The 26,454-nt window shown below is 41.9% G+C and carries 25 protein-coding genes; 13 read left to right on the forward strand and 12 right to left on the reverse strand.

Going from position 1 to position 26,454, the window contains the following annotated elements:
* Window position 1: 1 nt before the first annotated feature.
* From A3774_RS13645 to A3774_RS13660, 4 genes are all read left to right on the forward strand, one after another.
* Window positions 2–880, forward strand: coding sequence for a ribose-phosphate pyrophosphokinase (locus A3774_RS13645; protein ID WP_067868658.1), 879 nt, complete (start codon window positions 2–4; stop codon window positions 878–880).
* A gap of 54 nt (window positions 881–934) precedes the next feature.
* Window positions 935–1,510, forward strand: a complete 576-nt coding sequence (locus A3774_RS13650; protein WP_067868661.1) for an alpha-ketoglutarate-dependent dioxygenase AlkB family protein — start codon at window positions 935–937, stop codon at window positions 1,508–1,510.
* Window positions 1,511–1,603: 93 nt separating this feature from the next.
* Window positions 1,604–4,255, forward strand: a complete 2,652-nt coding sequence (locus A3774_RS13655; protein WP_067868663.1) for a bifunctional diguanylate cyclase/phosphodiesterase — start codon at window positions 1,604–1,606, stop codon at window positions 4,253–4,255.
* 207 nt (window positions 4,256–4,462) lie between these two features.
* A complete protein-coding gene (locus tag A3774_RS13660; RefSeq protein WP_067868665.1) occupies window positions 4,463–4,801 on the forward strand; it encodes a hypothetical protein in 339 nt (112 codons plus the stop codon).
* Window positions 4,802–4,898: 97 nt separating this feature from the next.
* On the opposite strand, the gene A3774_RS13665 is transcribed toward A3774_RS13660, so the two are convergent.
* The 9 genes from A3774_RS13665 to A3774_RS13705 form a co-directional block, all read right to left on the reverse strand.
* Window positions 4,899–5,279, reverse strand: a complete 381-nt coding sequence (locus A3774_RS13665) for a c-type cytochrome (protein ID WP_067868667.1) — start codon at window positions 5,277–5,279, stop codon at window positions 4,899–4,901.
* 201 nt (window positions 5,280–5,480) lie between these two features.
* The gene (locus tag A3774_RS13670; RefSeq protein WP_067868669.1) at window positions 5,481–6,986 is read right to left on the reverse strand and encodes a fumarate hydratase; all 1,506 of its coding nucleotides are present in this window, start codon (window positions 6,984–6,986) and stop codon (window positions 5,481–5,483) included.
* 317 nt (window positions 6,987–7,303) lie between these two features.
* On the reverse strand, window positions 7,304–8,155 hold the full coding sequence (locus A3774_RS13675; protein ID WP_067868670.1) for a prenyltransferase: 852 nt from the start codon (window positions 8,153–8,155) through the stop codon (window positions 7,304–7,306).
* A 20-nt stretch (window positions 8,156–8,175) separates the two neighbouring features.
* Window positions 8,176–9,552: a prephenate-dependent tRNA uridine(34) hydroxylase TrhP gene (gene trhP / locus A3774_RS13680; RefSeq protein ID WP_067868673.1), complete on the reverse strand. Its 1,377-nt coding sequence runs from the start codon at window positions 9,550–9,552 to the stop codon at window positions 8,176–8,178.
* A gap of 53 nt (window positions 9,553–9,605) precedes the next feature.
* Complete coding sequence (gene thpR / locus A3774_RS13685; RefSeq protein ID WP_067868676.1) at window positions 9,606–10,166, reverse strand: RNA 2',3'-cyclic phosphodiesterase; 561 nt, start codon at window positions 10,164–10,166, stop codon at window positions 9,606–9,608.
* A gap of 106 nt (window positions 10,167–10,272) precedes the next feature.
* A complete protein-coding gene (locus A3774_RS13690; RefSeq protein ID WP_067868684.1) occupies window positions 10,273–11,139 on the reverse strand; it encodes a hypothetical protein in 867 nt (288 codons plus the stop codon).
* A 146-nt stretch (window positions 11,140–11,285) separates the two neighbouring features.
* Window positions 11,286–12,935 carry a chaperonin GroEL gene (gene groL / locus A3774_RS13695; protein ID WP_067868686.1) on the reverse strand — a complete coding sequence of 550 codons (1,650 nt, stop codon included), beginning with the start codon at window positions 12,933–12,935 and terminating at the stop codon, window positions 11,286–11,288.
* An 81-nt stretch (window positions 12,936–13,016) separates the two neighbouring features.
* Window positions 13,017–13,304 carry a co-chaperone GroES gene (locus A3774_RS13700; RefSeq protein WP_067868688.1) on the reverse strand — a complete coding sequence of 96 codons (288 nt, stop codon included), beginning with the start codon at window positions 13,302–13,304 and terminating at the stop codon, window positions 13,017–13,019.
* A 154-nt stretch (window positions 13,305–13,458) separates the two neighbouring features.
* Complete coding sequence (locus A3774_RS13705; RefSeq protein ID WP_067868690.1) at window positions 13,459–13,965, reverse strand: FxsA family protein; 507 nt, start codon at window positions 13,963–13,965, stop codon at window positions 13,459–13,461.
* 404 nt (window positions 13,966–14,369) lie between these two features.
* Here A3774_RS13705 and A3774_RS13710 point away from each other — a divergent pair, with 404 nt between their 5' ends.
* Window positions 14,370–15,137 (forward strand): SDR family oxidoreductase, encoded by a 768-nt coding sequence (locus A3774_RS13710; protein ID WP_067868692.1) that lies wholly within the window; start codon window positions 14,370–14,372, stop codon window positions 15,135–15,137.
* Window positions 15,138–15,270: 133 nt separating this feature from the next.
* On the opposite strand, the gene A3774_RS13715 is transcribed toward A3774_RS13710, so the two are convergent.
* Window positions 15,271–17,193 carry a PhoX family protein gene (locus A3774_RS13715; protein WP_067868695.1) on the reverse strand — a complete coding sequence of 641 codons (1,923 nt, stop codon included), beginning with the start codon at window positions 17,191–17,193 and terminating at the stop codon, window positions 15,271–15,273.
* A gap of 354 nt (window positions 17,194–17,547) precedes the next feature.
* Between A3774_RS13715 and A3774_RS13720 the strand changes: the two genes are divergently transcribed.
* From A3774_RS13720 to A3774_RS13740, 5 genes are all read left to right on the forward strand, one after another.
* Window positions 17,548–19,719 carry an esterase-like activity of phytase family protein gene (locus A3774_RS13720; protein ID WP_067868698.1) on the forward strand — a complete coding sequence of 724 codons (2,172 nt, stop codon included), beginning with the start codon at window positions 17,548–17,550 and terminating at the stop codon, window positions 19,717–19,719.
* A 223-nt stretch (window positions 19,720–19,942) separates the two neighbouring features.
* Window positions 19,943–20,611, forward strand: a complete 669-nt coding sequence (locus tag A3774_RS13725) for a YccT family protein (RefSeq protein WP_067868700.1) — start codon at window positions 19,943–19,945, stop codon at window positions 20,609–20,611.
* A 58-nt stretch (window positions 20,612–20,669) separates the two neighbouring features.
* Window positions 20,670–21,629, forward strand: a complete 960-nt coding sequence (locus A3774_RS13730; RefSeq protein WP_067868702.1) for a porin — start codon at window positions 20,670–20,672, stop codon at window positions 21,627–21,629.
* Window positions 21,630–21,827: 198 nt separating this feature from the next.
* Entirely contained in the window at window positions 21,828–23,222 is a 1,395-nt protein-coding gene (locus A3774_RS13735) for an AmpG family muropeptide MFS transporter (RefSeq protein WP_067868704.1), read from the forward strand.
* Between the two features lie 73 nt (window positions 23,223–23,295).
* Entirely contained in the window at window positions 23,296–23,517 is a 222-nt protein-coding gene (locus A3774_RS13740) for a PA4570 family protein (protein WP_067868706.1), read from the forward strand.
* A 21-nt stretch (window positions 23,518–23,538) separates the two neighbouring features.
* Here the strand turns inward: A3774_RS13740 and A3774_RS13745 are convergent, their stop codons facing one another.
* The gene (locus A3774_RS13745; RefSeq protein WP_067868708.1) at window positions 23,539–24,021 is read right to left on the reverse strand and encodes a YajQ family cyclic di-GMP-binding protein; all 483 of its coding nucleotides are present in this window, start codon (window positions 24,019–24,021) and stop codon (window positions 23,539–23,541) included.
* Window positions 24,022–24,169: 148 nt separating this feature from the next.
* Between A3774_RS13745 and A3774_RS13750 the strand changes: the two genes are divergently transcribed.
* From A3774_RS13750 to A3774_RS13760, 3 genes are all read left to right on the forward strand, one after another.
* Entirely contained in the window at window positions 24,170–25,060 is an 891-nt protein-coding gene (locus A3774_RS13750) for a 2-dehydropantoate 2-reductase (protein WP_067868710.1), read from the forward strand.
* Window positions 25,061–25,204: 144 nt separating this feature from the next.
* Window positions 25,205–25,780 (forward strand): cob(I)yrinic acid a,c-diamide adenosyltransferase, encoded by a 576-nt coding sequence (locus A3774_RS13755; RefSeq protein ID WP_067868717.1) that lies wholly within the window; start codon window positions 25,205–25,207, stop codon window positions 25,778–25,780.
* Between the two features lie 12 nt (window positions 25,781–25,792).
* Window positions 25,793–26,083 carry a hypothetical protein gene (locus A3774_RS13760; RefSeq protein WP_067868720.1) on the forward strand — a complete coding sequence of 97 codons (291 nt, stop codon included), beginning with the start codon at window positions 25,793–25,795 and terminating at the stop codon, window positions 26,081–26,083.
* A gap of 40 nt (window positions 26,084–26,123) precedes the next feature.
* Here A3774_RS13760 and A3774_RS13765 read toward each other — a convergent pair whose 3' ends face one another.
* Entirely contained in the window at window positions 26,124–26,450 is a 327-nt protein-coding gene (locus A3774_RS13765; RefSeq protein WP_067868722.1) for a GAF domain-containing protein, read from the reverse strand.
* Window positions 26,451–26,454: the final 4 nt, after the last annotated feature.

Genomic DNA, 26,454 nt, shown 5'->3' on the forward strand with positions numbered 1-26,454 from the left:
CATGAAACCACTATTATTTAATCTGAACTCCGATACGCCATTGGCCAACAAGGTCGCAGATAGATTGAAAGCTGATTTGGGTGAGCTAGATACCAGACTCTTCCCGGATGGGGAAAGTTATTTGCGCGTTTTAAGTGACTGTAAAGATCGCTCGATCATTGTATTCTGCAATTTATATCAACCTAATAATAAAACACTAGACCTTATCTTCTTAGCCAACACTCTCAAGGAACTTGGCGCTAAGCATATAGGCTTAGTGACACCCTACCTGCCCTATATGAGGCAAGATAAACGCTTTAAGCCCGGTGAATGTGTTACGTCTCGCCCCTTTGCTCAACTGCTATCTACTCATTTTGATTGGCTCGTCACCCTAGACCCTCACCTCCATCGCTATCACTCACTGGATGAGATCTACAGTTTAGAGGGCCATGTAGTTCACGCAGCGCCAATGATTGCCAACTGGATCAAAAATAATATCCAGCAACCTCTTTTGATCGGCCCCGATAGTGAAAGTGAACAGTGGGTGTCTGATGTTGCTCAACTGGCTAATGCGCCCTTCCAAGTACTGTCAAAAGTGCGTAAAGGTGACTATCAAGTGGAGGTCTCACTCCCCGATGTGGAACAATGGCAACAACATACCCCTATTCTGGTCGACGATATAATCTCCAGTGGAAAAACAATGCTGCAAACCGTTCAGCATTTACATTCAGCAGGTCTATCAACACCTATCTGCATTGGTGTGCACGGCTTATTCTCTAATAACGCATACGAAGAACTTACGGCAAAAGCTAAGGTCATCACTTGTAACTCTATCCCTCATCTAAGCAATCAAATAGATATCAGTGACGCACTCTCACATGCTATATCTGAGCATCTATGAATCAGTAATGATGAAACGAATAAAGCTATTCCCAAGGATTACCCACTAAAAAGTATGATATTTCAACCTGACTATTGGCTAAAAAATAATTTTATCTCTGAACAAGAATCTAGCGCCTTCTTATCGCTCCTAATTGAACAAATTGCTTGGCGACAAGATAAAATTCGCATGTTTGGAAAGACTGTCAGCATCCCTAGACTACAAACCTTTATGGGTGATCAAGGTATCAACTACACCTACTCAAACCTCAGCCTTAAAACCGAAGAATGGCATCCTGTAGTCGCTGAAATTAAGGAACGTATTGAGACACTAACAGGCCACTCTTTTAATTCAGTACTACTTAACTACTATCGTGATGGAAACGACAGTATGGGTTGGCATCGAGATAATGAACCTGAATTAGGTAAAAATCCGACTATTGCCTGCGTATCCCTGGGTGCATCGCGAACATTTACACTTAGAGATATAAACAACAAGAGCACAAAACAACAACTGACACTCAAAAACGGTTCTCTATTATGGATGGGTCCACAACTCCAGCAACAATGCCAACACGCCCTCCCGAAAAGGCTTAGCTGCAAAAATCCGCGGATAAGTTTAACGTTCAGGCAGATTCAATCAAAAACATAAATAGACCTATGACTAATAAATAAGGCTATTACGCTATAGTAAAGTGCAACCGCTTGGTATTATGTACAGATTCATAATAATTAAGATTGGCCAATGAATAGCTGCTCCATCACTCAAAACCCAGAAATTACTGGTAACCCTAATGCCCAAGAGCTTAATACTATTTTAAAGCTCCAAAGCCAGGTATTAGAATACGTTGTACAGGACGCTCCTCCTGAACGAATCTTCGATGCTATTTGTCAATTTATAGAACAATCTGTGCCTGATTGTGTCGCATCCATTATGCTTTTTGATGCAACATATGAGTCTTTAAATGTAGCCTGCGCCCCCAGCTTTACTCGCGAAGCTATTGACGCATTTAACGGCCTAAAAGCAAACCTTGGCGAAGGCTCTTGTGGGTCATCCGCTTTTTTAGGTACACCCGTACTTAGTATAAATATTGAAAATGATTCACGATGGAATAACGTGCGCCACATAGCCAAAAAATTTGGCATAAGCGCGTGCTGGTCTTACCCCATCCTATTAGATACAAACAAAGTACACGGTACTATCGCTATATCGTCTTTTGAGTCGCGAAAGCCTAACTCCTTCCACATACAGCTTCTGAAAGCAGCAGCTAACATCATTGGCATTGTGCTCAAGCGGGTAGCCTCACATAAAGCCCTAACTCATACCTCTAGTCTCCTACAAAATATTACACAAGCAATGCCTGGTGTGCTTTATCAATACCACTTAACCACTGATAAAAAGCAAAATTTCACCTATCTCAGTCCAAGTATAGAAAAAATCACAGGTATCACACTGGAAGAGGCTTATGAAAACTTCGACCTTGTTTGGAACCAAGTTCACCCTGAAGACCAAGCTCAACTGTGGACAAGCATCATCGATGCAAGCACACACTCAAAACCTTGGTCCCATGAATTTAGACTTTTTCATAAGCAGGGGGGAGAACTAAAGTGGCTTCGCGGCTCATCCCTTCCGGGTCAACAGATATCAGATCAGGATCAAATTTGGAACGGTGTGCTGTTAGATATCACACCTGAAAAGTCATCGATTGAACAGCTAAGATTGGCAGGAATCGCCTTCTCTAGTACTACCGATGGCATCATGATAGCTGACAAGAACAATAAAATTGTCGATATAAATAGAGCTTACGCCATTATCTCTGGCTATAGCCGCGAAGAACTTATTGGTCAAAGCCCGACCCTTCTAAAATCAGACAAACACAGCTCAATATTTTACCAATCTATCTGGGAGTCCTTAGACAAAGATAAACATTGGCAAGGCGAGATTTGGAACAAACGTAAAGATGGTAAAGTTGTTCCTCATTTAGTCAATATAAATGCTGTTTTAGATCCTATCAGCGATGAACTAACCCACTATGTCAGTGTACTATCCGATATTAGCAGCATAAAGGCATCTGAAGCTAAACTATCCCATTTAGCCCATCATGATACTCTGACCAATCTACCTAATCGTTTACTCTTTAGCGCACGACTAGATCACGCCATTACGCACCGAAAGAAGAATGAGAAAGTAGTAATGTTGCACCTAGATTTAGACCGCTTCAAACACATCAACGATTCCTTAGGTCACACTTATGGGGATCAGCTTCTAATACAAGTAAGCGAGCGTCTAACTAATACATTAAATCCAGCCGATATTGTAGCTCGAGTTGGCGGAGATGAGTTCGCTATTCTTGTTGAAGAACTTGAAGATACAATCGATGCCTCAGCCGTCGCAGACAAAATTGTTACCGCGATGGAGCAGCCATTTGTATTGAATGGTAATGATTACTTCACTACAGCAAGCATAGGTATTGCTCTCTCGCCAGATCACGGTGAAGATATTGATGTGTTCACTAAAAACGCCGATATCGCTCTCAATCAGGCAAAAGATTTAGGCCGTAATAACTATGCTTTCTTCCAGCCAGAATTATCCGAAAGCGCGGAAGAATGGATCAAGCTGGAACCCCAACTGCGCAAAGCGATAAAAGAAAATCAGTTTAGGCTTTTTTATCAACCGCAAATGGACCGCAGAGGAAATAACATTGTTGGTGCAGAAGCACTCATACGCTGGCAACATCCTGAAATGGGCCTTATCCCACCGATTCAGTTTCTGAATATTGCGGAAGAGATGGGGCTGATGAAAAACATTGGTAACTGGGTATTAGAGGAAGCCTTTAAGCAACTTGCTCTCTGGAGACAGGCAGGCCTGAGAAATTTCAGACTTGCAATCAATTTAGCAAGCGATCAAATAACCAAACAAAGCCTACCTGATAAAGTCAGCGATTTATTACAGGAATACAAAATACCAGCAGAGATGATCGAGTTAGAAATCCTAGAAACCTTTCTACTCGAACATAAAACCGCATCGACTGAAACCTTTCATCAGCTTAGGGCACTAGACATACACTTAGCACTTGATGACTTTGGAACAGGCTACTCATCACTTAGCTATTTAAAACAATTACCAATCAATAAAGTTAAAATCGATCAATCTCTTGTCAGAGATATACCTGAAGATGCGAATGACGAGGCAATTGCCAAAGCTGTTATTTTACTTGGGCACACACTCGACCTTACAGTCTGCGCAGAGGGTGTAGAAACACCTGAACAACGGGCTTTTCTAGAATTAGAAGGCTGCGACCAACTACAAGGCTACTTATTCAGCAAACCGATTAATCAGGAGGAATTTAGCACCTTACTCCGTAAAAATAAGCGGCTAGTCTCTCTAAATAGCTAACTACTCTAGCACCAATTTTATACTTGTTATTTTCCCATTCAATAAATGGTAAAACCTTGAAGCAGCTTTATCAATGATAAGCATGCTGATGACTTTCCTTCTTAGTCCTCACCAAAACCACCTTTCCCTCTACTTTCAAACATTTGTTTACTTTTTTTTCTGGAAATACTCAGCCTTACATCTACACTAATAAGGAATGACATGTTCATGAAGGGGAATAAAACAATGGGCAAAGAAAGCTTATCTGCGCTTCTACACGAGTGGGAAAATAGAGCTCGAAAAATCAACGGCCGCCAAGAGGAAACACTATCTATATACCAATCTGATTCAGTAAAACTAAAAGCGTTAGCCACTATGTACAACCTACCAAAAGCAGATATTGTTGCGGCACTCCTTCACGAAGCCCTCAATGAATTAGAAGCTAAAATGCCCTATGTTCCGGGTAACAAAGTAATAAGAATTGAAGATGGTGAAGAGATCTACGAGGATAAAGGGCCTATGCCTCGCTACCTTGCTGAGCAAAAAAAGTTGTTGGATGTAAGTTAAATTACTCATGCAACGATAATAGATAAACTCTAAATAACGGCATAAAAAAGCCACCAGCTTTCACGGGTAGCTTGATAGGTTTATATGCAGGGATAGATTACAGGGTTTTCAAGTAAGCAATCAGGTAGTCCTGCTCTGCTTTATCTGTAATTTCTACGTGACGCATACGTGTGCCTGGTACAAACTGGTCGTTACCGGCAATCCACTTACGTAAATTATCTTCTGTCCAAGTAATTCCTGAATTACGTAGTGCATCAGAATAAGCAAAACGTGGTAATGAAGCGGCTTCACGACCAACTACACCAATCAAACTTGGACCGAAAGCATTTTTACTTGCATCTAAAGAGTGACAAGCTGAACACTTAGTGAAGATATCTTTACCTGCAGCTTGCATCATTGCTTCAGTATCTGCTGCCACAGCAACTGAAGACAAGGATAGTGACGCAACAAGTCCCATTAGAGCTACTTTAATTTTCATTTTCATTCCCCTCAAAATGAATAAAACAATTAAGCGTAAGTATATGCTCTATTCTCTACACAACAGTTGATCTCAAACATGAAATGACCATCTAATAAAAAATAAGGGTTAAATCACTCTACGGGTACCAGACATAAAAAAACGCAGCAGTAGAGTATCTCCTCTACACACTGCGTTTTTGAAAGAATAACTTACGAAACGTTAAACTTGCTTAGCGATAACATCTTTCCACTTAGCAGGACCTGTTGTATGAACAGACTCACCTGACGTATCAACAGCAACAGTAACCGGCATATCTTTAACTTCAAACTCATAAATAGCTTCCATTCCCATCTCAGGGAAGGCTAGCACTTTAGATGAAGTAATCGCTTTAGATACTAAATAAGCAGCACCACCAACAGCCATTAGATAAACCGCTTCGTTATCTTTAATCGCCTCAATCGCAACAGGACCACGTTCCGACTTACCGATCATACCTAATAATCCAGTACTTTCTAAAATCTGACGCGTAAATTTATCCATACGTGTCGACGTTGTCGGGCCCGCAGGGCCAACAACTTCATCACCTACAGGATCAACAGGACCTACATAATAGATAAAGCGCCCTTTCAGATCGACAGGTAGCTCTTCACCATTATTAAGCATCTCCACCATCCGCTTGTGGGCTGCATCACGTCCAGTTAACATCTTGCCATTAAGTAATACAGTCTCACCAACCTTCCACTCTTTAACATCTTCAGGTGTGATCTCATCTAAATTAACGCGACGAGTTGTTGCTCCCACTTCGAATGTCACTTCTGGCCAATCATCAAGATTTGGTGGTGTCAGAACAGCAGGGCCTGTTCCATCTAAGGTAAAGTGTGTATGACGTGTTGCCGCACAATTAGGGATCATGCAAACAGGTAACGAAGCAGCATGGGTTGGATAGTCCATAATTTTGACATCCATAATGGTTGTTAAACCGCCTAAGCCTTGAGCCCCTATACCTAAATTATTAACCGCATCCATAATTTCTAGGCGCAGTTCTTCAACTCGATTTTGAGGCCCACGTTCACGCAGTTCGTGAATATCTATAGATCCCATCAAGGATTCTTTAGCCATAACCGCCGCTTTTTCTGCCGTACCACCAATACCTATACCTAGCATACCCGGTGGGCACCAACCTGCCCCCATAGTAGGGACGGTTTTAACAATCCAGTCGACAATGCTATCGGATGGATTCAACATAACCATTTTAGATTTATTTTCAGAACCGCCGCCTTTAGCTGCAACCTGAACATCAACCTTATCGCCATCCACAATCTCATAATGAATAACAGCAGGCGTATTATCTTTTGTGTTTTGGCGCTTACCCGCAGGGTCTGCCAGAATTGAAGCACGTAGCACGTTATCAGGGTTAAGGTAAGCGCGACGTACACCTTCATTAACCATATCCGTTACATTCATGTCAGCATCCCACTGAACATTCATACCCACTTTCAAGAACACGGTCACAATACCGGTATCCTGACAGATTGGACGCTTACCTTCAGCACACATGCGAGAGTTAATAAGGATCTGCGCCATCGCATCCTTCGCCGCTGGGTTTTCTTCTTTTAGATAAGCTTCATGTACACCCTTGATGAAATCAAGCGGGTGGTAATAAGAGATGAACTGCAAAGCATCAGCAATACTGCTAATGAAATCGTCTTGACGGATTACGCTCATGCGGGGGCTCCATATATGGCTTTATTGTCATAAGGGATGAGTTTTGAAAATATTAGACTAAAACGAGTTTGAGTGGCTATCTTCACTTAACTACTCCATCTAACATCATCACCCATTAGTGCTCTCTCTCGGGAAAGCTTGAACTGCTGCAGAGTATACACCAAAAGTACCAATAAACGGTGTCGGGCATTGGTATTAGTTAACCATTTAGCATATCTTCAATTGTTATCTAACGAGCTTAGATATAGGCGGTAAAAAAGTAATAATCTATGACGATAATCAAACAAAAAGCTCAATTAAAAGAGTAAGTAATAAAGTTAGAGAGCTAACAAACAACAGTAAAAAAGCCCAAAAACAAAATAACCTCGCCCCGTCTCAGGTGTTAACTGACGGCGAGCGTCCCTTTCTCTATGTAAAAAGCGACAAGGTAAGATAACAATAGGCAAGGTCAGCAATAACCAATAGCTCCACGGCAATATATCCGCTAGGCCCAGCAGAATGGTGACGAGATAGATCGCAGCAATCATCATCTTATAAATTAAGATCGCATTATCGTAACCAACTCTCACCGATAAAGTTCGAATACCTTTATCCCGATCATCTTCATAATCCCTTATTTCATTACTTAATAGCAGCAATGAAGTAAACAAGCTAACCGGAATCGAGAGAAAGAAAACATCTACTTTCACCACTTTCGTTTGAATAAAATAAGCACCCAACACCATCATGACGCCCATTAACCAAAACACAAAGAAAACAGCTAAACCTCGATGTTTATAGTTAATGGGCTCTAAGGTGTATCCCAAGGCCCCAAACAATCCAACAACGCTAAGCACCAGTAAAAAAGGTCCAGACAGGTAGATAAAATACACACCTATGCAACTGGCGATAAGGAAGCAACACAAACCGATTCGAAAATTTATCTTTATCTGACGATGGACTGTCTGATATTGCGGTCCGCTAAGAAACGTTAAATCTGAAAAGTCATTTATAAGGTTCACACCCGCTTGCAATAACAACCCCGCCAAAAGAATAAGGAAAGCATTAAGAGGGTCAGAAAAACCCTCTCGATAAGCAGCAACAATACCGGTCAAACAGACGATAAACGCCACGCTAAATGAGAATGGCCGTAACGCTCGGCTAAAACGATACCGCTCAACAAGCATCATATTTTTTGATGGCCTGTCCGTTAAGCCTGACGGCTATATTCAGGGGCATTGGGAAGATCGCGCATCATCAAGGCATATTCAGGCTCACAATCTAACGCCATAGGGATCTTCATTACATGACCCGATCCTGGCGCAACATCGGCTTGCTTACCTTTTTTATCGATCATCTCATCTAATCTGAATTTATGGTTACCTTGGGGCGTCATCAATTCAAGAGTATCTCCTTTTAAGAAGCGATTTTTCACATCAACCTCCAACATACCCGCTTGTTTATCGTACCCCATAATCTCGCCAACAAACTGTTGATGGACACCCACCGAATTACCCGTTTCGTAGTTTTGATACTCATCATGGACATGACGGCGATAAAAACCTTCGGTATAACCTCGGCTGGCAAGATTTTCCAACTCATCCATCAATTTCATATCAAAAGGTTTACCCGCAACCGCATCATCAATCGCTTTACGATAAACTTGAGCGGTTCGTGCAACGTAGTAATGGGATTTTGTTCGTCCCTCTATTTTTAATGAATCAACCCCCATCGCAGCTAAGCGATGTACATGCTGAATGGCACGCAGGTCTTTTGAATTCATAATATAGGTGCCATGTTCATCTTCGAACGCGGGCATAAATTCACCGGGGCGCGTCTCCTCTTGCAATAGGAAGATACGATCAGTTGGCTCGCCCTCACCTAATGCAGGCTGACTCCCCTGCGCAAGCGTCTCCAATTTAGGATCAAATTGTTCAACCGGAACGACATCACCGGACTCATCCACTTTGGCTTCATGGGCGTCATACTTCCACCGACATGAGTTGGTACAAGTGCCTTGGTTTGGATCACGTTTATTAATGTAACCCGATAACAAGCAACGTCCTGAATAGGCAATACACAGCGCCCCATGAACAAACACCTCAATCTCCATCTCTGGACAACGCTGGCGAATCTCTTCCACTTCATCTAAAGACAGTTCACGTGAAAGAATCACCCTCTCGACACCCATGGCATGCCAAAACTTAACCGCGGCCCAGTTCATGGTATTTGCTTGCACAGAAAGGTGGATCGGCACATCAGGGAAGTGCTCTTTAACCAGATAAATCAATCCAGGGTCCGACATAATTAAGGCGTCAGGCCCCATGGCAATGATCGGACGAAGATCATCAATATAGGTTTTCAACTTGCTATTGTGAGGCAATATATTGCTGGCGAGGAAAAACTTTTTACCTAATTGATGCGCAAGGTCAATCCCTTCGCCCAAGTTTTCCATATTGAAGTCGTTATTGCGGACACGCAAACTATAACGAGGCTGCCCGGCATATACTGCATCTGCGCCATAGGCAAACGCATATTTCATATTTTTTAGTGTCCCCGCTGGAGACAAAAGTTCTGGAGTACGCATAATGAGGTGGTTTTTCTATAAGTCAGATAGAATAAATAACGCTAATTATTCAATTAGGCTAAATCCTGTAAGGGAATCTCAAATAATGGCGTGTAAATAGAGCCGTCCTCTCCTTGTTTACTTTGGAAAAGAACCACTGAATCAGCAAGACTGAACATATCAATAGCCGGCCAACTATCAGGCGCGTTAAACTTGTTAATACCCGGTAATCGTCCTAATGTGACATGAGGTTTAAAGTCTTCATCTGTATGGTTTACACCTGCTGTATCAGCAACATCGACCATTAGATGATGCAAAGATTCTAACTCTTTATTCACATCGGGAAGTGCGGCAATTAATGCCAAGCTTCTGCTAACACGATAATACTCAGCCGCATTTATATGCACTTGGAAAGAGCTAAAGTCAGCCAGTTTCTCCCGTGCACAGCGTTCGAGTTCTTCCACCTGTTCAAGCGAGACCTCTCCAAGAAAGCACAATGTCAGATGATAACGATCTGAATCCACCCAACTAATTTCTGTTTTTTTGTCGTAAACACACAGCGTATCAGCATGATCAGCCAACCAACGCACAACTGAATCAGGTAACGTTAGTGCAAAGAAAGCGCGGATCTTCATGGAGGCTAAAATTATCTCGTTTAGGAATAAGCGTGTATTCTGCCTTCAAGGGCCTGACTTAGCAAACCCTCAACGGCTATCATTTTGCTAGCTATACACCAATTGATTACTTTTGTTCCAATTGGAGCTGCAGATTATTCAATTTTTGCTTCACTTGAAGCAGATCTTGATTAAGTTGCCTGCGTGTACCATCAAACGCCCGCACAGCCTGCTCATTCACTTTTACTCGCCGCTCTAAACCAGCAGTGCTTTTACCTTCTAATTTCGTAACACGATCAGACAGCGACCTCTGAGTTTTAATAACCTCATCTTGCTGATCTTGATTAATCTCATTACTGGTTCTTACTTCAGTTTCTATACGTGTGACCAGTTTATTAATTTTTTCTACTTCAGCATTAACCGACTTCTTTAACTTAGCGCTTTCTGACTTCAAGCTTGATAATGCTTTTAACTCTTTTGCTTGGTTCGCCACAGTCGCTTGCAAGGTTTTAATTGTAGCTTCTTGCGTCTTAATTTGGTTACCCTGCTCTTTAATTAGGGGCGCATTCTTCTGGTGAGCGATCGCCCATAACTTAGCAATCTCTGAATCTAACTGTTTATCTTTTTGTTTAAGACTCTCTTCCAAAGAAGAAACATTACCTTGAATCGCTTGGCCGGACTGCTCTGCACCCTGCTCTGTTTGCTTTAAGAGCTCTCGTAATTCTGCGATCTGTTTTTGGGCTTGAGTAAATGTTGCCTCTTTCTGTTTTTGGGCATCGTACATATCAAAACCAAAGTAACCTAATGCAGATACCGCAGCGATCAGCACTATACTCACTAATGCCTGCAAAAAGCCCCCCGAACGTTGAACTTCAACCACAGGTGCCGCTGAGTTTCCTTTTTGAGAAGGCGATGCAGATTGGGGAGAACGGCTCTCGTCTATAGGCTCCGCTGGCCCCATATTTGGCACATTAATATCATCATCACGATTCATGGTTATCCATTCACCCATCACATAGAAAGTTAGATTTTAAACTTATTTTACGCACAAATAAAAAGCCCCGCAAAATGCGGGGCTCAGTATTTATAAATAGCCAACAGACGACTCTAATTAGCTATTTACTACAGTAAGGGGATGATTTACATCATGCCGCCCATACCGCCCATACCACCCATGCCGCCCATATCTGGCATAGCAGGAGCTCCACCTTCTGATGGTTTATCAGCAATCATCGCTTCTGTTGTGATCATCAAGCCTGCAACAGATGCAGCAGCCTGAAGAGCAGAACGTGTTACTTTAGCTGGATCAAGGATACCCATATCGATCATATCACCATATTCACCAGATGCAGCATTGTAACCAAAGTTACCTTCACCCTTCTCACGAATATTCGCAACAATAACAGATCCTTCATCGCCAGAGTTAGCAACGATCTGACGAAGCGGCGCTTCTAATGCACGGAACGCAAGCTCAATACCAACGCTTTGATCATGGTTATCACCTTTAAGGTCTTTAACCATATCCATAGCACGAATAAGCGCAACGCCACCGCCAGGAACAACACCCTCTTCAACAGCAGCGCGAGTAGCATGCAGCGCATCTTCTACGCGTGCTTTCTTCTCTTTCATTTCAACTTCTGTTGCTGCGCCTACTTTAATTACCGCAACACCACCAGCCAGTTTAGCAACGCGCTCTTGCAGCTTTTCACGATCATAGTCAGAAGACGTTTCTTCCATCTGAGCACGGATCTGATTAACGCGAGCTTCAATCGTATCAGCAGCACCAACACCATCAACAAGCGTTGTATTTTCTTTAGTGATAGATACGCGCTTCGCTTGACCTAACTGTTCTAATGTTGCTTCTTCTAGCGTCAAACCCACTTCTTCAGAGATAACCGTACCACCGGTTAGGATCGCGATATCTTCAAGCATTGCTTTACGACGATCACCAAAACCAGGTGCTTTTACTGCAGCAACTTTAACAATACCGCGCATATTGTTCACAACCAATGTTGCTAGTGCTTCACCTTCAACGTCTTCAGCAATAATAAGTAGAGGACGAGATGCTTTCGCTACCTGTTCCAAAATAGGAAGAAGATCACGAATGTTAGAAATTTTCTTGTCAACTAACAAAATAAAAGGCTGTTCAACTTCAACAGACATGCTTTCCTGGTTGTTGATAAAGTAAGGTGATAGGTATCCACGATCAAACTGCATACCCTCAACAACAGCCAGCTCATTCTCAAGCCCACTACCTTCTTCAACAGTAATAACACCTTCTTTACCTACACGATCCATTGCTTCGGCAATAATTTCACCGACCTGAAGGTCAGCATTTGCTGAGATCGTACCTACCTGAGCAATCGCTTTACTATCCGCACATGGAACAGCCATTTTTTTGATCTGTTCAACAACCGCAGCAGATGCTTTATCGATACCGCGTTTAAGATCCATTGGGTTCATGCCTGCAGCAACAGATTTCAAACCTTCATTCACGATCGCTTGAGCTAGAACAGTCGCTGTTGTAGTACCATCACCCGCAACATCGTTAGCCTGCGACGCAACTTCTTTAACCATCTGAGCGCCCATATTTTCGAACTTATCCTCTAGTTCGATTTCTTTCGCTACAGATACACCGTCTTTAGTTACTGTTGGTGCGCCAAATGATTTATCTAGTACAACATTACGTCCTTTTGGACCGAGTGTTGTTTTAACTGCATCAGCAAGAATATTCACGCCGCTAAGCATACGTTGGCGTGCATCGTTTCCAAATAATACTTCTTTAGACATCTTGAAAATCCTATATTCAAAAATTCTTTAAACAAAACGTTCTACTGAACGTAGATACCTGCGAAAAGTTAAGCTGGAAGATTAATCTTCTAGCACACCGTAAATTTCGCCTTCGCTAAGAATAAGTAGCTCCTCGCCGTTTACTTTCACAGTATTGGCATAACCACCGAATAGTACTGTATCCCCAACCTGAACAGTCAACGCACTACGCTCACCGTTATCTAGAAGTCGGCCTTCGCCTACAGCAATAACCTTACCTTGGTTAGGTTTTTCCTGCGCGGAACCTGGCAACACAATACCGCTGGCAGTAGTGGCTTCTTCTTCGTTACGACGAACAACTACACGGTCGTGAAGTGGACGAATTTTCATTTTGTTTTTTCTCCTGATCTCTGTCTGACCAAAATCAACATTATGTTAGGAAATAGAGCAATTCATAGATTTAAAGAATCACCCTTTGAATAGCTAAATTGGGGCATTAAAAATGAATTCAACACCCCATCGAAAAAAAGTTTCGATGGAACAATTAATCTTTACGCTCAAACTCACCATCAATCACATCTGCCCTAGGCTGCGGAGGTATTTTTTGCTCGCCATGATGCTCAAAGGGGGGAGCTGAACGATTAAAAGGATCATTAGAATAGAAGTGAGCGGAACCCGAGGTATGTTGCTGAGACGCCATAATAGTGAAACGCCCCATTAGCTTAGATGCAAAAGCTTTACGTGTATAAGGCAGCAAACAGCAAAACCCAAGAATATCTGTTACAAAGCCAGGTGTAATAAGCATGGCCCCGCCAACGGCTAACACAATGCCTTCAACCATCTCCTGACCTGGAATTTCACCTTGATTAGCACGTTGCTGAGCCCTCATCAACGTTGATACCCCTTGATAACGCAACATATTCACGCCAATAAACGCCGATAGCAGCACCAGACCGACCGTATTCCATATACCGATCGCATCACCTACATTTATAAGCACTGTGATTTCAATAATCGGGATAATAATAAACAGTAAAAAAAGAAATCTCATGGGCGCCTCATTGTGAATCAAAACACAACTAAACAGTAAGCAAAATTAATACAAAGTCAGCTGCAATATGCTTTATTTCTATGGGCACAAGCTTGCTTTTTCAAGTCTTATCGATATTTAAAATCATAAATTTGTATTAAGCCATGAAGTATTCATAAATAAAAAAGCATTACTACGAAAGTACAAATCTACATTGCAGCGCAATATTTAAAAGAAAAAACAGATACTTAGCAAATGCGTAATAAATCCAAAAAATACAGTCAAAAGTATATAAAACCTATTGATAAATGAATCATACAGGCTAAATGTGGACATTTGTGCAAAAGCGTTATAAGTTTAAATTCTGCACAATGACGCAATGCACAATAACATTCAGAGTCAAACCGAAGTAAGGGTAACCCTCAATGGAACTCAAAGATAAAGTAATTGTTGTAACCGGCGGTGGCCGTGGTCTTGGTCGCGCAATGGCGCTTGAACTAGCTTCTCAAGGTGCCAAATTGGCATTAATTGATCTTAGCCAAGAAGACTTAGACACAACTGTAGGCCTTTGCATGGAAGAAGGTGTTGAAGCTCGTGCTTACATTTGCAATGTTGCAAAAGAAGACGAAGTGGAAGCAACATTCGCTAAAATAGTAGCAGATTTCGGCTCTCTCAACGGTTTAGTAAACAATGCGGGTATTACTCGTGACGGTCTATTCCTAAAAGTTGATCGTGAAACAGGTAAAGTTGCTAAGAAGATGTCTATGGATCAGTGGAATCTGGTTATAGATGTAAACCTAACGGGTACTTTCCTATGTGCACGTGAAGCCGCTGCTCAGATGATCGATTTAGGTGTTGAAGGTTGTATCATCAATATCTCTTCAATATCACGTTCAGGTAATATGGGCCAGACTAACTACACCGCAACAAAAGCTGGCGCACAGGCAATGGCTGTCACTTGGGCTAAAGAGCTTGCTCGTTACAAGATTCGTGCCGCATCAATTGCACCAGGCTACATCGGTACTGAGATGGTAATGAGCATGAAGCCTGAAGCACTTGATAAAATCGCGGCAGGCATTCCAGCTAAACGTTTAGGTAAACCAGAAGAGATCGCTAAAACAGTTACTTTCATCTTTGAAAATGACTACGTTAGCGGCCGCTGCTTTGAAGTTGATGGCGGTCTGCGCATCTAATTTCGAGCAATTAGCACAAAAAAACCGGCTATTGCCGGTTTTTTTATAACTAATTTTTAAGATTAACTATTTTTGGCTCTTACGAAAAAGAGCTTTTCGGCCCTTTTTGTTAACAGTAATTCTAGAAGCCTAATTAAGCGCCAATCACTCCGCCATCATCACGGGTAATAACAACAATAGTTGAACGCGGTTTACTCATCCCACCTTCTGGAAAATGCGAACCTTTCAATTTCTCACCTGGATGCTGGATACCAATAAACATAGTTTTATAGTCAGGCGTAAATGTTAACCCCGTCACTTCTGCTGCCACTGGCCCCGTAAGGAAACGATGAACCTCACCGCTTTCAGGATCACCACACAGCATCTGGTTATTGCCCATACCTACAAAGTCATCTTTATTGGAATATTTACCATCGGTCATAATCCATAAGCGACCACTTTCATCAAAACCTAAACCGTCAGGACTATTAAACATATTATCTGGGGTTATATTATTGCTACCCGCCAACAAACCGCTTGAGTGCAATGTTGGGTTACCCGCTATCAGGTATAAATCCCAATTAAACGCAGACTGAGTATGATCACCATTCATTGGGCTCCAACGAACAATCTGTCCATACTTATTATTCTCACGAGGGTTCGGCCCGCCAATAGGTTGATTCTCTTTTTTACCACGATTTTTATTGTTAGTCAGAGTGCAGAAAGCGGTCTGTTTATTAGGATGTACTGCTACCCACTCGGGGCGATCCATGGTTGTTCCACCCACCTGAGTGGCGGCTAAACGGGTATAAATCAATACTTCAGCTTGGCTGTTAAAGCCATTCTCTGGTGTTAACCCATTTTTACCGAAAGTAAGCTCTATCCACTGACCTTTACCCTTTAACTCGCCATCAGCCGCCATAAATTTGGCAACGTATAAGGTACCCTCCTCAAGTAAACGACGATTATGTTGATTGTTGTTCGCTATATATTTATCTTTAGAAACAAACTTATAAAGATGCTCACCGCGCTCATCATCACCTAAATACACAACAGCATGACCGTTCTTATCGATCATAAATGCAGCATTTTCATGCTTAAAACGTCCTAACGCGGTACGCTTTTGTGGTTTAGACGTTGGATCCATTGGGTCAATCTCTACAACCCATCCGTGACGATTTGGCTCATTCGGATTTTGAGACAAATCAAAGCGCTCATCATGCTTACTCCACTGATAGGTTTTATCTTCTACTTTAATACCGTAGCGTTGCAGCTCAGCAGGCACAGCATAAGTGTCATCATTGGAACCAAAGTACTTATGAAAGTTTTCTTCACAAGTGAGATATGTTCCCCATGGAGTCTGCCCATTAGCGCAGTTATTAAATGTGCCAAGAACCTCCATGCCTGATGGATCCGCAGCGGTTTTTAGCAACTCATCGCCCGCAGCAGGGCCAGTAATCTGCATAGGCGTATTTGCTGTAATACGGCGGTTTAGTTTGCCTAAACGGTCCACGCTCCAGCCTTTAGCCGTTTTTTTAATTTCAAAAACAGACACACCATGGGCGTTTTGCGCTTTTAAAACATCATCCGCAGTAATTGCTTTACCTTGATGATCATATAAATACTCAACATTGGTATATTCATTATTGACCGCCATCACCGCGCGATCATTAGAGAGAGGGAATAAACTCATCCCATCGGTATTATCGCCAAACTGCAGTGCCTGACTTGCCGCCGGAGCCTTGCCTGACGGATCAAATTCAGGAGCATTGTCAAAAAGAGGATCACCCCAAGATATTAAATTAGTTACTTTATAGCCTTCAGGCACAACAACAGAATCAGCAGTACTTGCCGGTACAGGTTTAAAACCGATCAGTTTACTCTTAACTGAAGCAGACATTGCCGCCTGAACCGATTGGGCAATGGGCGACATACCAATAAAAGCACCTACACCCAGCGCTCCCATTCCCGCCATAAAACCACGACGACTAACAGCTGTGTTAGTCATGCGTGTAAATTCAGAATCTTGCTCTTGATTCAAATTACTACATAGATCATGTGAATTGTCGTAACCCATTTTACTCACCTATTGAAATTAAAAGGAGCGGCTCAAAGTTAAATGTTCTTCTATAAACACAGCAACTAAAGAGTTTTTAAACTGCTTAATCGAAGTGATGCAAGATAGAAGGTATGAGTGACAAAACCATGACAAATAGAGGAACAAAACAGATGAAATAAAAGTTTAATTAATTTTTAACATAAGCCAAAAGTAGCCGAACATACACGATATATCCATATATTTCATATAGATAGATCGACACAAAAACCAATAATCCGATAAAAGCAGTTAACCTTTCACGCAACCGTCACAATAGATCCATAGGATCCCGCCTCAATTCATTATTGAGTAGCCTATAGGAGTCGACACCCGATGTTTAACCACCCAGGTAAACACACCCTAATTGCATTAGCGCTAGCCTCTGCTGCAATGACAACCCATGCAGACACATTCAACCGAATCGCCACTTTTGCAAACATTCACAACCTACCTGCAGGTTCTGACGTTGCCACAGAGACATCAGCAGAAATTATTGCTGCAACACAAGATGGAAAATCACTTGTGTACTCTGATAGTCCTTTAGGTGGTTTAGGTTTTATTGATATCAAAAATGCATCAATGCCTAAACCGGGTGGTTTTGTTTCTCTTAATGGAGAACCTACATCGGTTGCAGTTACAGCAACGACGGTTCTTGCTGGCATCAACACATCAGAGAGCTATATCAAACCCAGCGGCAAGCTAGTATCTCTAAGCTTAAACGACCATAAGATCATCGCAAGCTGTGATCTGGGCGGTCAGCCAGACTCTGTAGCAGTCTCAAAAGATGAGAAATATGTTGCCATTGCCATCGAAAATGAACGCGATGAAGATCTAAATGATGGCGCTCTGCCACAACTACCAGCAGGCTTCCTTACTATTTATCCGTTAGAAAACGGCAACCCCGTTTGCAGCAAGATGAAAAAAGTAAATATGACAGGTATGGCGACTATAGGCGCTGACGATCCTGAGCCAGAATTTGTTGATTTCAACGAAAACAATGAAATCGTGGTCACTTTACAAGAGAACAACCACATTGCCATTGTTAATGCGGAAACAGGCACAGTAATTAATCATTTTTCAGCAGGTTCAGCAAAACTAACAATGATTGATACGAAGAAAGACAAAGCCTTTGATTTTTCCCAATCACAAACTCGCCTACGTGAACCCGATTCGGTTAAGTGGATCGACAATGATCGCTTCGTTACTGCTAACGAAGGTGATTTCCAAGGCGGCGCACGTGGGTTCACTATTTTCCACAAGAATGGCGAAGTCATCTATGAATCAGGGTCTGACTTCGAACACAAAGTGATTGCAACTGGACACTATCCAGATAAACGTTCTGGCAAAAAAGGTAATGAACCAGAAGGTGTTGCAATAGGCAAGTTTGGTAAAGAGACTTACATCTTCATCTTATCTGAACGCGCATCACTAATCGGCGTATACCGTGATACAGGCAAAGCCCCTGAATTTATTCAGATGCTCCCTTCAGGCATTGCACCTGAATCAGCAGTTACCATCCCAAGCCGCAATCTGTTAATCAGTGCCAATGAAAAGGATTTGATTGAAGATAAAGGTCCGCGTGCCCACGTTATGATTTATGAGCTAAGTGATAAAACTGCGGCTTACCCACAAATTATGTCTCAGCATGATGATAAAGGTATGCCTATCGGCTGGGGTGCACTTTCAGGCCTAGCTGCTGATCCGAAAAAAGCGGGTCACCTATTTGCAGTAAACGATAGCTTTTATGCAAACCAACCAACTATTTTCAGTATTGATGCAACACACAAGCCTGCCATCATAACTGAAGCTTTAAAAGTCACTCGTAATGGCAAACCTGCTAAAAAGCTAGATCTAGAAGGGATCTCTATTGATGGCGATAATGGCTTCTGGCTAGCCTCTGAAGGTAACGCTAAGAAAAAAGTTCCTCATGCTATCTATCATGTCGATACTCAAGGCGAAATTGATCAAACAATCGATTTTCCTAAAAGCCTTTTAGCACATCAAAAACGTTTCGGCGCTGAAGGTATCACGCAGGTCGGTGACACTTTATGGGTTGCTATCCAGAGAGAATGGGCTGACGATCCTAAAGGGTTAGTAAAACTACTTTCTTATGATCTAAAAACAAAACAATGGGGTGCGGTGCACTATCCTCTAGAAAAAGCCCAAACAGGTTGGGTTGGACTATCAGAGGTCACTGCCTACAACGATTCGCTCTATATTATCGAACGTGATAACCAACTAGACGAAAATGCCAAAATCAAGCAGCTATACAAGGTTAGCCTTGACGACCTAAAACCTGCTCCGATTGGCAGCACCCTACCTATAGTGAAGAAAGAGCTTGTAAAGAACTTCATCCCAAATCTGAAATCACTTAACGGCTACGTTACCGATAAAATTGAAGGTTTTGCCATTGATGCTTCGGGTCACGCTTACGCTGTAACTGACAATGATGGTGTAGATGACAGCTCTGGTGAGACTCTGTTCTTCTCTGCTGGCAAATTATAACGCCCACGCTTAAAACGACATCTCTTAAGGTAATCCAACCTTAGGAGATGTCTTCCTCATTTATATACCTATAAAAAAACAACGCCCTATCTATTTAAAAGTTTAAAAGTTTAAAAGAAATGTAACAAAAACAAACAAAACTGAAACCTAATTGAAATAAACAGCAACTATTATTGCGCTGCAAAATAAATTATTAAACGTAGAACAAACCAAGGACATAACATTGTTTTCATTACAGCCACTAAAAGTATCAATATTATTTCTGGCAACATTATTTTCATCTTCATTTGTTTTTGCAGAAAACATATTAAACCTCTCGGAAGGGGTTAATTTACTTGCAATTAATGGAAAAGAAGCTAAGTCACCTAGTTTCTTTAATGACCACAGTGCCTATAAACTTCCTAATGGGATCAACCAGATTGTTGTTAGTTATACCGCTGAAATAAAAAACGGAAGCGAATATGAACTTGAATATACTAACGCTTTTGTTTTGTTATTCGATCAAAAAGATGAACAGTTACTTATCGCGGCCCCAGAAATAAAAAAGATAAAAGATATCAAAGAATTAGAAGAAAAAGGAAACTGGATACTAACCGCTAAAAGTGGACAGCCCGTCGATTACAAAGTCTCTTTAATAAAAAATAATGGCTTTCAATTAAGTAGAGATTACGAACGGGAATTAGAAGATTTTAATAAAACGGATGCCGCAGCAGCACTGCCTAACAAGCCTTTATTCAACCCAAACCAATTAACCAAAAACAATACGGCAAAAGCGAAAAATAATAATACTAACGCCAAGAAAAACATGCCTGCTCAGATGCTTATATTTTGGTACAACCAGGCAGACGAAGAAACAAGAAAATCTTTCAAAAAATTAATTAACAATCATTAATTAAAAACCTCAATTAAGAAAATTAATTATTTATTTAAAACTCTTGGAGAGTATTGAAATGAAAAAGCTGATTCTGGCTTCCGCTATTGCCGCTCTTGCAGCAAACTCTGCTACTGCAGCGACTATTTATGAAGATAAAGGTCTAACTTTCAAAATTAAAGGTGACTGGCAGGTTCAGCTACGTGATAACGCTAGCAAAACCAAAGACGCTGAAGTTGAGTTTGACGACCTAGAGATCAAAAACTCTATAATTTACGATCTAGGTAATGGTCTGACTGCTTACGGCCAACTAGATTTTGGCTTTAAAAAAGCAGCTGAAGACGACGGTACCGACGGCGATCAGCTAGAAGAAGCTTACTTAGGCCTTAAATCTCACGGCTACTCTGTTCAAGTTGGTAAAATGGACAATGCTGCCGATGACTTTGGTATTGAAAATGCAATTGAAAACAACCTAGGCGACGACGTTTTTGATGAGTTCGGTTCTGTAGATGGCGACGACGTTATCCGTTTTGATGCTGATTTTGATGTAGCACACGTAGCGATCTCTCACGAGCTTGAAGCTGATGGCGAAAAAAGTGCTAACGGCGAATCAACTGAAATATACGTTGAAGGCGGTTTTGACGCGATTACTCTAGGCGCGGCATACCAAACGCTTAAAGCAACACCTACATCCTCTTCTGTTGATGTATGGGGTGTAAGCGCATCTTTTGACGCTGGCTTCGCTGAGTTTGGTGTTGATTATGGTGAGTCTGATCAAGGTGGATCAAACAACGATGTTGCAATGACAAACCTTGTAGCAACATTTAAAGCATCAAAAACCACAAAAATCGCGGTAGGTTATGTTGACCATGACTATGATGCAGCAAATATGGATGAAGATGCTATCTACGCAAACGTTGTGTACAAATTCCCTGCCCAGAAAAACGTTTCTGTATTTGCAGAAATCACTAACCGTGACGACGACGCAGGTACTGATTACGACCTAGACGTTCTAGCAGGTATGCGTATTAAGTTCTAAGCAGATATAAGGCATCGGTTTACTTCCCCCCTTCAGTAAACCGATGTTTTTATGAAAAGCCCAACAATCTAGCCGAGTGTTGGGCCTTTTTGTTTTCATTCTTCCGCTCATCACTTCTCTTATAAACCTTTTAGAAACCATTGCCTTGCTGACAGCAGATAGGGACAATAGACGCTTATTCATGGAAGGCGTTCTCAGATGTCATCAGTCGAACCTCAGCCGGTATCTTGGCTTCAATCCGCAAAAGTTTATCTACACCCCCGAGCCATTACACTTCTTCTTTTAGGCTTTTCATCTGGGCTGCCCTTATTATTAGTCTTCGGCACACTATCATTTTGGTTAAGAGAAGCTGGCGTTGAACGCAGTGTAATAACTTACTTCTCATGGGTTGGGCTTGCTTACGGAATCAAATGGCTCTGGGCTCCTTTAGTCGACTGCCTGCCAATCCCACTTCTTTCACGTTTGCTCGGTCGCCGCCGTAGCTGGCTATTTTTAGCTCAAAGCATGTTACTTGCGGGACTTGTTGGCTTAGCCTTTTCTAATCCTCTAGAGCATCTGGAATTTATGGCGTTTATGGCCGTATTAGTTGCGTTTAGCTCAGCAACTCAAGATATTGTTATCGATGCTTACCGTATAGAGTCAGCTGAGGAACGCCTTCAAGCGGCGATGGCGGCAACTTATATGGCAGGCTACAGAATCGCCATGATTGTCGCGGGCGCAGGAGCCCTCGCCATTGCAGCATGGGTTTCGCCTACACCGGACAGCTATGACCAAGACTCATGGCGGATTGCGTATCTAGCTATGGCCTCTTTGATGCTAATTGGTATTGCAACAACCTTATCGGTATCTGAGCCTCAAGCGATTTCTATTGACGAAGAGACGCTTGAACAGAGAAATAAGGTTATTCAATACAGCGAAAAATATGCCCACCTACCGAATATCCTTTCGCGGTTTATCAGCTGGGCTTATGTCGCCGTGGCCTGCCCCTTTATCGACTTTATAAAGCGTTACGGAAAACAAGCGATTATCATTTTGGCCCTGATTGGCACCTATCGTATATCTGATGTGATTCTTGGCATTATGGCGAATGTGTTTTACGTAGATATGGGGTTCACTAAAGGGGAGATTGCACAGATCATAAAGATCTATGGTGTGGTTATGACGATTGTAGGAGCCGGTTTAGGTGGCATTTTAGTCAACCGTTTTGGTGTAATGAAAATCCTATTTACAGGGGCTTTAATGGTCTCTTTGACTAACCTGTTATTCGCATGGTTAGCCACACTTGGTCATAACACAACCGCACTCACTATTGTGATCTCTTTGGACAACCTCAGCGGAGGCATTGCAACCGCAGCATTTATTGCTTACCTATCCAGCTTAACCAATATCCAATATTCTGCGACACAATATGCGCTTTTTAGCTCAGTCATGCTGCTGTTCCCTAAATTTTTAGGGGGATTTTCCGGTGGCTTCGTTGATGCCTATGATTATGAATGGTTTTTTATATCTGTTGCTCTTATTGGGCTACCCGTACTTTTACTGATTGTCTTAGCCGCCAAAACGATAAAACCCACAAATGTAAATGATAATTAATATCATTTACATTTAAAAAATACTGTACTATGCTCAACGCTCTACTTCAGTTCACTTAAACAAGGAGAAGAGCATGACCTACGTAATTGATGCTTGGTTTGAAAGAAGTAACCCTTACCTAAGAGTGATTCATCGCTCTACCGGTATTCCTATCGTGCATTGGCAGGGTAGCTCACTAATGAGAAAGCTAGAGAACGGTAGTATCTGTGTTGAAGACTTTGCCGAAAGCCCCTCTCAAGAATTAGTAAAGGAGCTTTTTTTATTGGATTGTCTTGAGCAAAAGGGAGAGGTTTAAAACACCTCCCTACTCATCCCTTTAGTCTCGGAAATTATTAAACTGCAAAGGAAGCTCTAAATCGGCTTCACGCAAAAATGCCATGACGGTTTGCAGGTCATCTCGTTTTTTTCCTGTTACCCGGACTTGGTCACCCTGAATTTGAGACTGAACCTTGAGTTTTGCATCTTTAATCATTTTGACAATTTTTTTAGCAAAAGGCTGATCTAAGCCTTGTTTAAGAACAACCTCTTGGCGAGCTCTCATATTGGCTTTTTCTGGATCTTTGACCTCTAGACAACGAATGTCAATTTTACGGCCAACCATCTTTGTCCGCAGAACATCTAATAATTGCTGTAATTGAAATTCTACTTCTGCATGCATAATGACTGAGCTATCGTTTTGCTCAAAGCGAGCATCAACCCCTTTAAAATCATAGCGCATCTGTATTTCACGATTAGATTGATCAACAGCATTGGAAACTTCGTGCATATCCAATTCAGAAACGATATCAAACGATGGCATCTATTAACTCCTCAATTTTTTCAAATTCTAGCTGACCTGTATTGGCTTTTCACGTCACGATAATCATAAAATCTACAAACAGGTTAGAATAGACAATAATGATATGGAATTTTGCTCTAATTCCACAGCCTACTTTGATGGAGATATAATGAAACAACCATGGTATATCCTAGGTGCAGGGGCTATTGGATCATTATGGGCCTGTCATCTTACCGATCTAGGCTTACCTGTTAGCTTGATTCTGCGCAATCAAGCTAAAGTTGATCTGTTTCAGAAACAAAATTCAATTTTACTCGCAGGTCAGTGTTATCCAATGACTGCAGAGCTTGCTAGCGCTCCTAAAACAATTAAGCAGCTTATCATTACGACTAAATCAATCGATACAGAAAATGCCTTTAATAGCATTAAAAACCGTTTAGACCCTCACGCTAAAATCATCGTTTTACAAAATGGCATGGGCAGCCAACAGTGGATCCAGTCACAATGCCCCCATGCAGAGGTTGCTTGGGCTTCGACAACCGATGGCGCTTGGCTCAAAGCCCCCTTTAATTTGCAGCATGCTGGTAGAGGAGTAACACAGATAGGCGCTCCCGACCAAACATATACCTGGATCGATGACCTAATAAAGGGCGGTTTCCTCAATGTAGTGCAAGATAAGAATATTTCATTAACCTTATGGAGAAAACTCGCCATCAATTGCGCGATTAATCCTCTGACCGCTATCTTTGATTGTAAGAATGGTGAATTAATTAATAACCCTAACTACCTTTCAACCATGGCGGCAATCTGTCGAGAAGTGGAACTCGTTGCACACGCATTTGATATTGACCTTTTTGATGGCCCACTAATCGAGCAAGCCTGTCATGTAGCAGAAATTACTGCTGAAAATTACTCATCGATGCTACAAGACGTGCGCCAGGGCCGCCAGACAGAGATTGATAGCATAACGGGCTACCTTTGCCGTCAGGCGAAAGTGCAAAATATCCCTGTCCCCATCAATTTGGCATACCTTAAAAAGATTCAGAAAGTTCACCGATAGTAAAATTTCACCTCAAAAAGATAAAGTAGCTAAATCGCGGACAAGTTTGTAAAAATGAACCTAACATCGCTTTCTTGTTATTATGATGGAACCCTTTACCCTAAAAACAATCCAATTAAAGTATTCACTAATATAAGGCCCCTCATGTCTAATAGATTGACACGTATCTACACGCGTACAGGTGATCAAGGAACTACTGCCCTAGCCAATGGCAAACGCATTAGTAAAACAGCCCCACGCATTGAAGTATTAGGTACGGTAGATGAGCTCAATAGCTGTATAGGGCTGATTATTTCAGGCCTAGACCCAGACGATCCTTTACACTCTACTCTAACATTGATTCAACACCAGTTATTTGATTTAGGCGGTGAGATCGCAGTGGCTGATCAAAGCTATACAGTTATTGATCAAACAGAGATAGAATACTTAGAGCATCAGATAGATAAACTTAATGCTGAACTTCCTCCCCTTAAAGAATTTATTCTTCCGGGTGGTTCAGCTTCAGCTTGTTATACTCATTTAGCCCGTAGTATCTGCCGACGGGCTGAAAGACAAATTACAGCACTATTATTGGATGACGAAGAACAGGTTAATTCAGATGCAGTGGCTTACCTAAACCGTTTATCCGATCTACTTTTTGTGGCAAGTAGAACAGTTGCGCTGAGGCAGGGCGGCAAAGAAATCCTCTGGCAACCCAGAGATCAACGTAACCGCCTTTAAAAGGAGTACTTTATGAAAGCAATATATGGTCTTGGTCTACTATTTTTAGCCTCATTCACTTGGGCTGATTGCTCCACCGAGCAAACCTTGTGTGAAACACAATGTGCCGTTGTACATTTCACAGATGAGGCAGCCGAGCTAGGCTGTAAATCCAAGTGTGTCGCCAAACGCGCGCTCTGCTCAACGGAATCTGGTGCAAAAACAGCCGTTGACGCTGGAGGCGAGGTAATCGATTCAGGTGTTGAGGTGAGTAAAGATGCTTGGCAAGATACTAAGTCTTTCGTTAAAGGTTTGACTGAATAGTTACCTGAGTAGTTACCTGAGTAAGATTCAATTCAGCCCCCTAACGCTTAGCTTTACTATCAGCGTACATTAACGCTAAGCGTGTTTGGGTGGCGAAGCGATTGAAAATATTAAAATCATTGTCCGATACTGGGCCGTTACCTTTCAAACGATCGGCGTACAACATACCAATTACCCGCTTACCCATGACTAATGGAATCAGTACAAATCCTTGGCATTCAGTTTGGGAGACAAAGTCTTGAGGTAAACGGTCGCTCCAACCCTCGTCCTCAAGATCATTCACTAAAAGTGTAACCTGCTTTTCCATCACTCTAAAAAATAGATCACCACCTTTACTAGAGCGATCACGCTCAAAATAACGCTGCAAGGCT

This window comes from Neptuniibacter marinus, from assembly GCF_001597725.1.
GTDB lineage: Bacteria > Pseudomonadota > Gammaproteobacteria > Pseudomonadales > Balneatricaceae > Neptuniibacter > Neptuniibacter marinus.

Bases quoted from the DNA above. Each gene is read 5' to 3' on its own strand.
- A3774_RS13645 (WP_067868658.1), top strand. From the start codon at position 2: ATGAAACCACTATTATTTAATCTGAACTCCGATACGCCATTGGCCAAC.
- A3774_RS13650 (WP_067868661.1), top strand. From the start codon at position 935: ATGATATTTCAACCTGACTATTGGCTAAAAAATAATTTTATCTCTGAA.
- A3774_RS13655 (WP_067868663.1), top strand. From the start codon at position 1,604: ATGAATAGCTGCTCCATCACTCAAAACCCAGAAATTACTGGTAACCCT.
- A3774_RS13660 (WP_067868665.1), top strand. From the start codon at position 4,463: ATGAAGGGGAATAAAACAATGGGCAAAGAAAGCTTATCTGCGCTTCTA.
- A3774_RS13665 (WP_067868667.1), bottom strand. From the start codon at position 5,279: ATGAAAATTAAAGTAGCTCTAATGGGACTTGTTGCGTCACTATCCTTG.
- A3774_RS13670 (WP_067868669.1), bottom strand. From the start codon at position 6,986: ATGAGCGTAATCCGTCAAGACGATTTCATTAGCAGTATTGCTGATGCT.
- A3774_RS13675 (WP_067868670.1), bottom strand. From the start codon at position 8,155: ATGATGCTTGTTGAGCGGTATCGTTTTAGCCGAGCGTTACGGCCATTC.
- trhP (WP_067868673.1), bottom strand. From the start codon at position 9,552: ATGCGTACTCCAGAACTTTTGTCTCCAGCGGGGACACTAAAAAATATG.
- thpR (WP_067868676.1), bottom strand. From the start codon at position 10,166: ATGAAGATCCGCGCTTTCTTTGCACTAACGTTACCTGATTCAGTTGTG.
- A3774_RS13690 (WP_067868684.1), bottom strand. From the start codon at position 11,139: ATGAATCGTGATGATGATATTAATGTGCCAAATATGGGGCCAGCGGAG.
- groL (WP_067868686.1), bottom strand. From the start codon at position 12,935: ATGTCTAAAGAAGTATTATTTGGAAACGATGCACGCCAACGTATGCTT.
- A3774_RS13700 (WP_067868688.1), bottom strand. From the start codon at position 13,304: ATGAAAATTCGTCCACTTCACGACCGTGTAGTTGTTCGTCGTAACGAA.
- A3774_RS13705 (WP_067868690.1), bottom strand. From the start codon at position 13,965: ATGAGATTTCTTTTTTTACTGTTTATTATTATCCCGATTATTGAAATC.
- A3774_RS13710 (WP_067868692.1), top strand. From the start codon at position 14,370: ATGGAACTCAAAGATAAAGTAATTGTTGTAACCGGCGGTGGCCGTGGT.
- A3774_RS13715 (WP_067868695.1), bottom strand. From the start codon at position 17,193: ATGGGTTACGACAATTCACATGATCTATGTAGTAATTTGAATCAAGAG.
- A3774_RS13720 (WP_067868698.1), top strand. From the start codon at position 17,548: ATGTTTAACCACCCAGGTAAACACACCCTAATTGCATTAGCGCTAGCC.
- A3774_RS13730 (WP_067868702.1), top strand. From the start codon at position 20,670: ATGAAAAAGCTGATTCTGGCTTCCGCTATTGCCGCTCTTGCAGCAAAC.
- A3774_RS13735 (WP_067868704.1), top strand. From the start codon at position 21,828: ATGTCATCAGTCGAACCTCAGCCGGTATCTTGGCTTCAATCCGCAAAA.
- A3774_RS13740 (WP_067868706.1), top strand. From the start codon at position 23,296: ATGACCTACGTAATTGATGCTTGGTTTGAAAGAAGTAACCCTTACCTA.
- A3774_RS13745 (WP_067868708.1), bottom strand. From the start codon at position 24,021: ATGCCATCGTTTGATATCGTTTCTGAATTGGATATGCACGAAGTTTCC.
- A3774_RS13750 (WP_067868710.1), top strand. From the start codon at position 24,170: ATGAAACAACCATGGTATATCCTAGGTGCAGGGGCTATTGGATCATTA.
- A3774_RS13755 (WP_067868717.1), top strand. From the start codon at position 25,205: ATGTCTAATAGATTGACACGTATCTACACGCGTACAGGTGATCAAGGA.
- A3774_RS13760 (WP_067868720.1), top strand. From the start codon at position 25,793: ATGAAAGCAATATATGGTCTTGGTCTACTATTTTTAGCCTCATTCACT.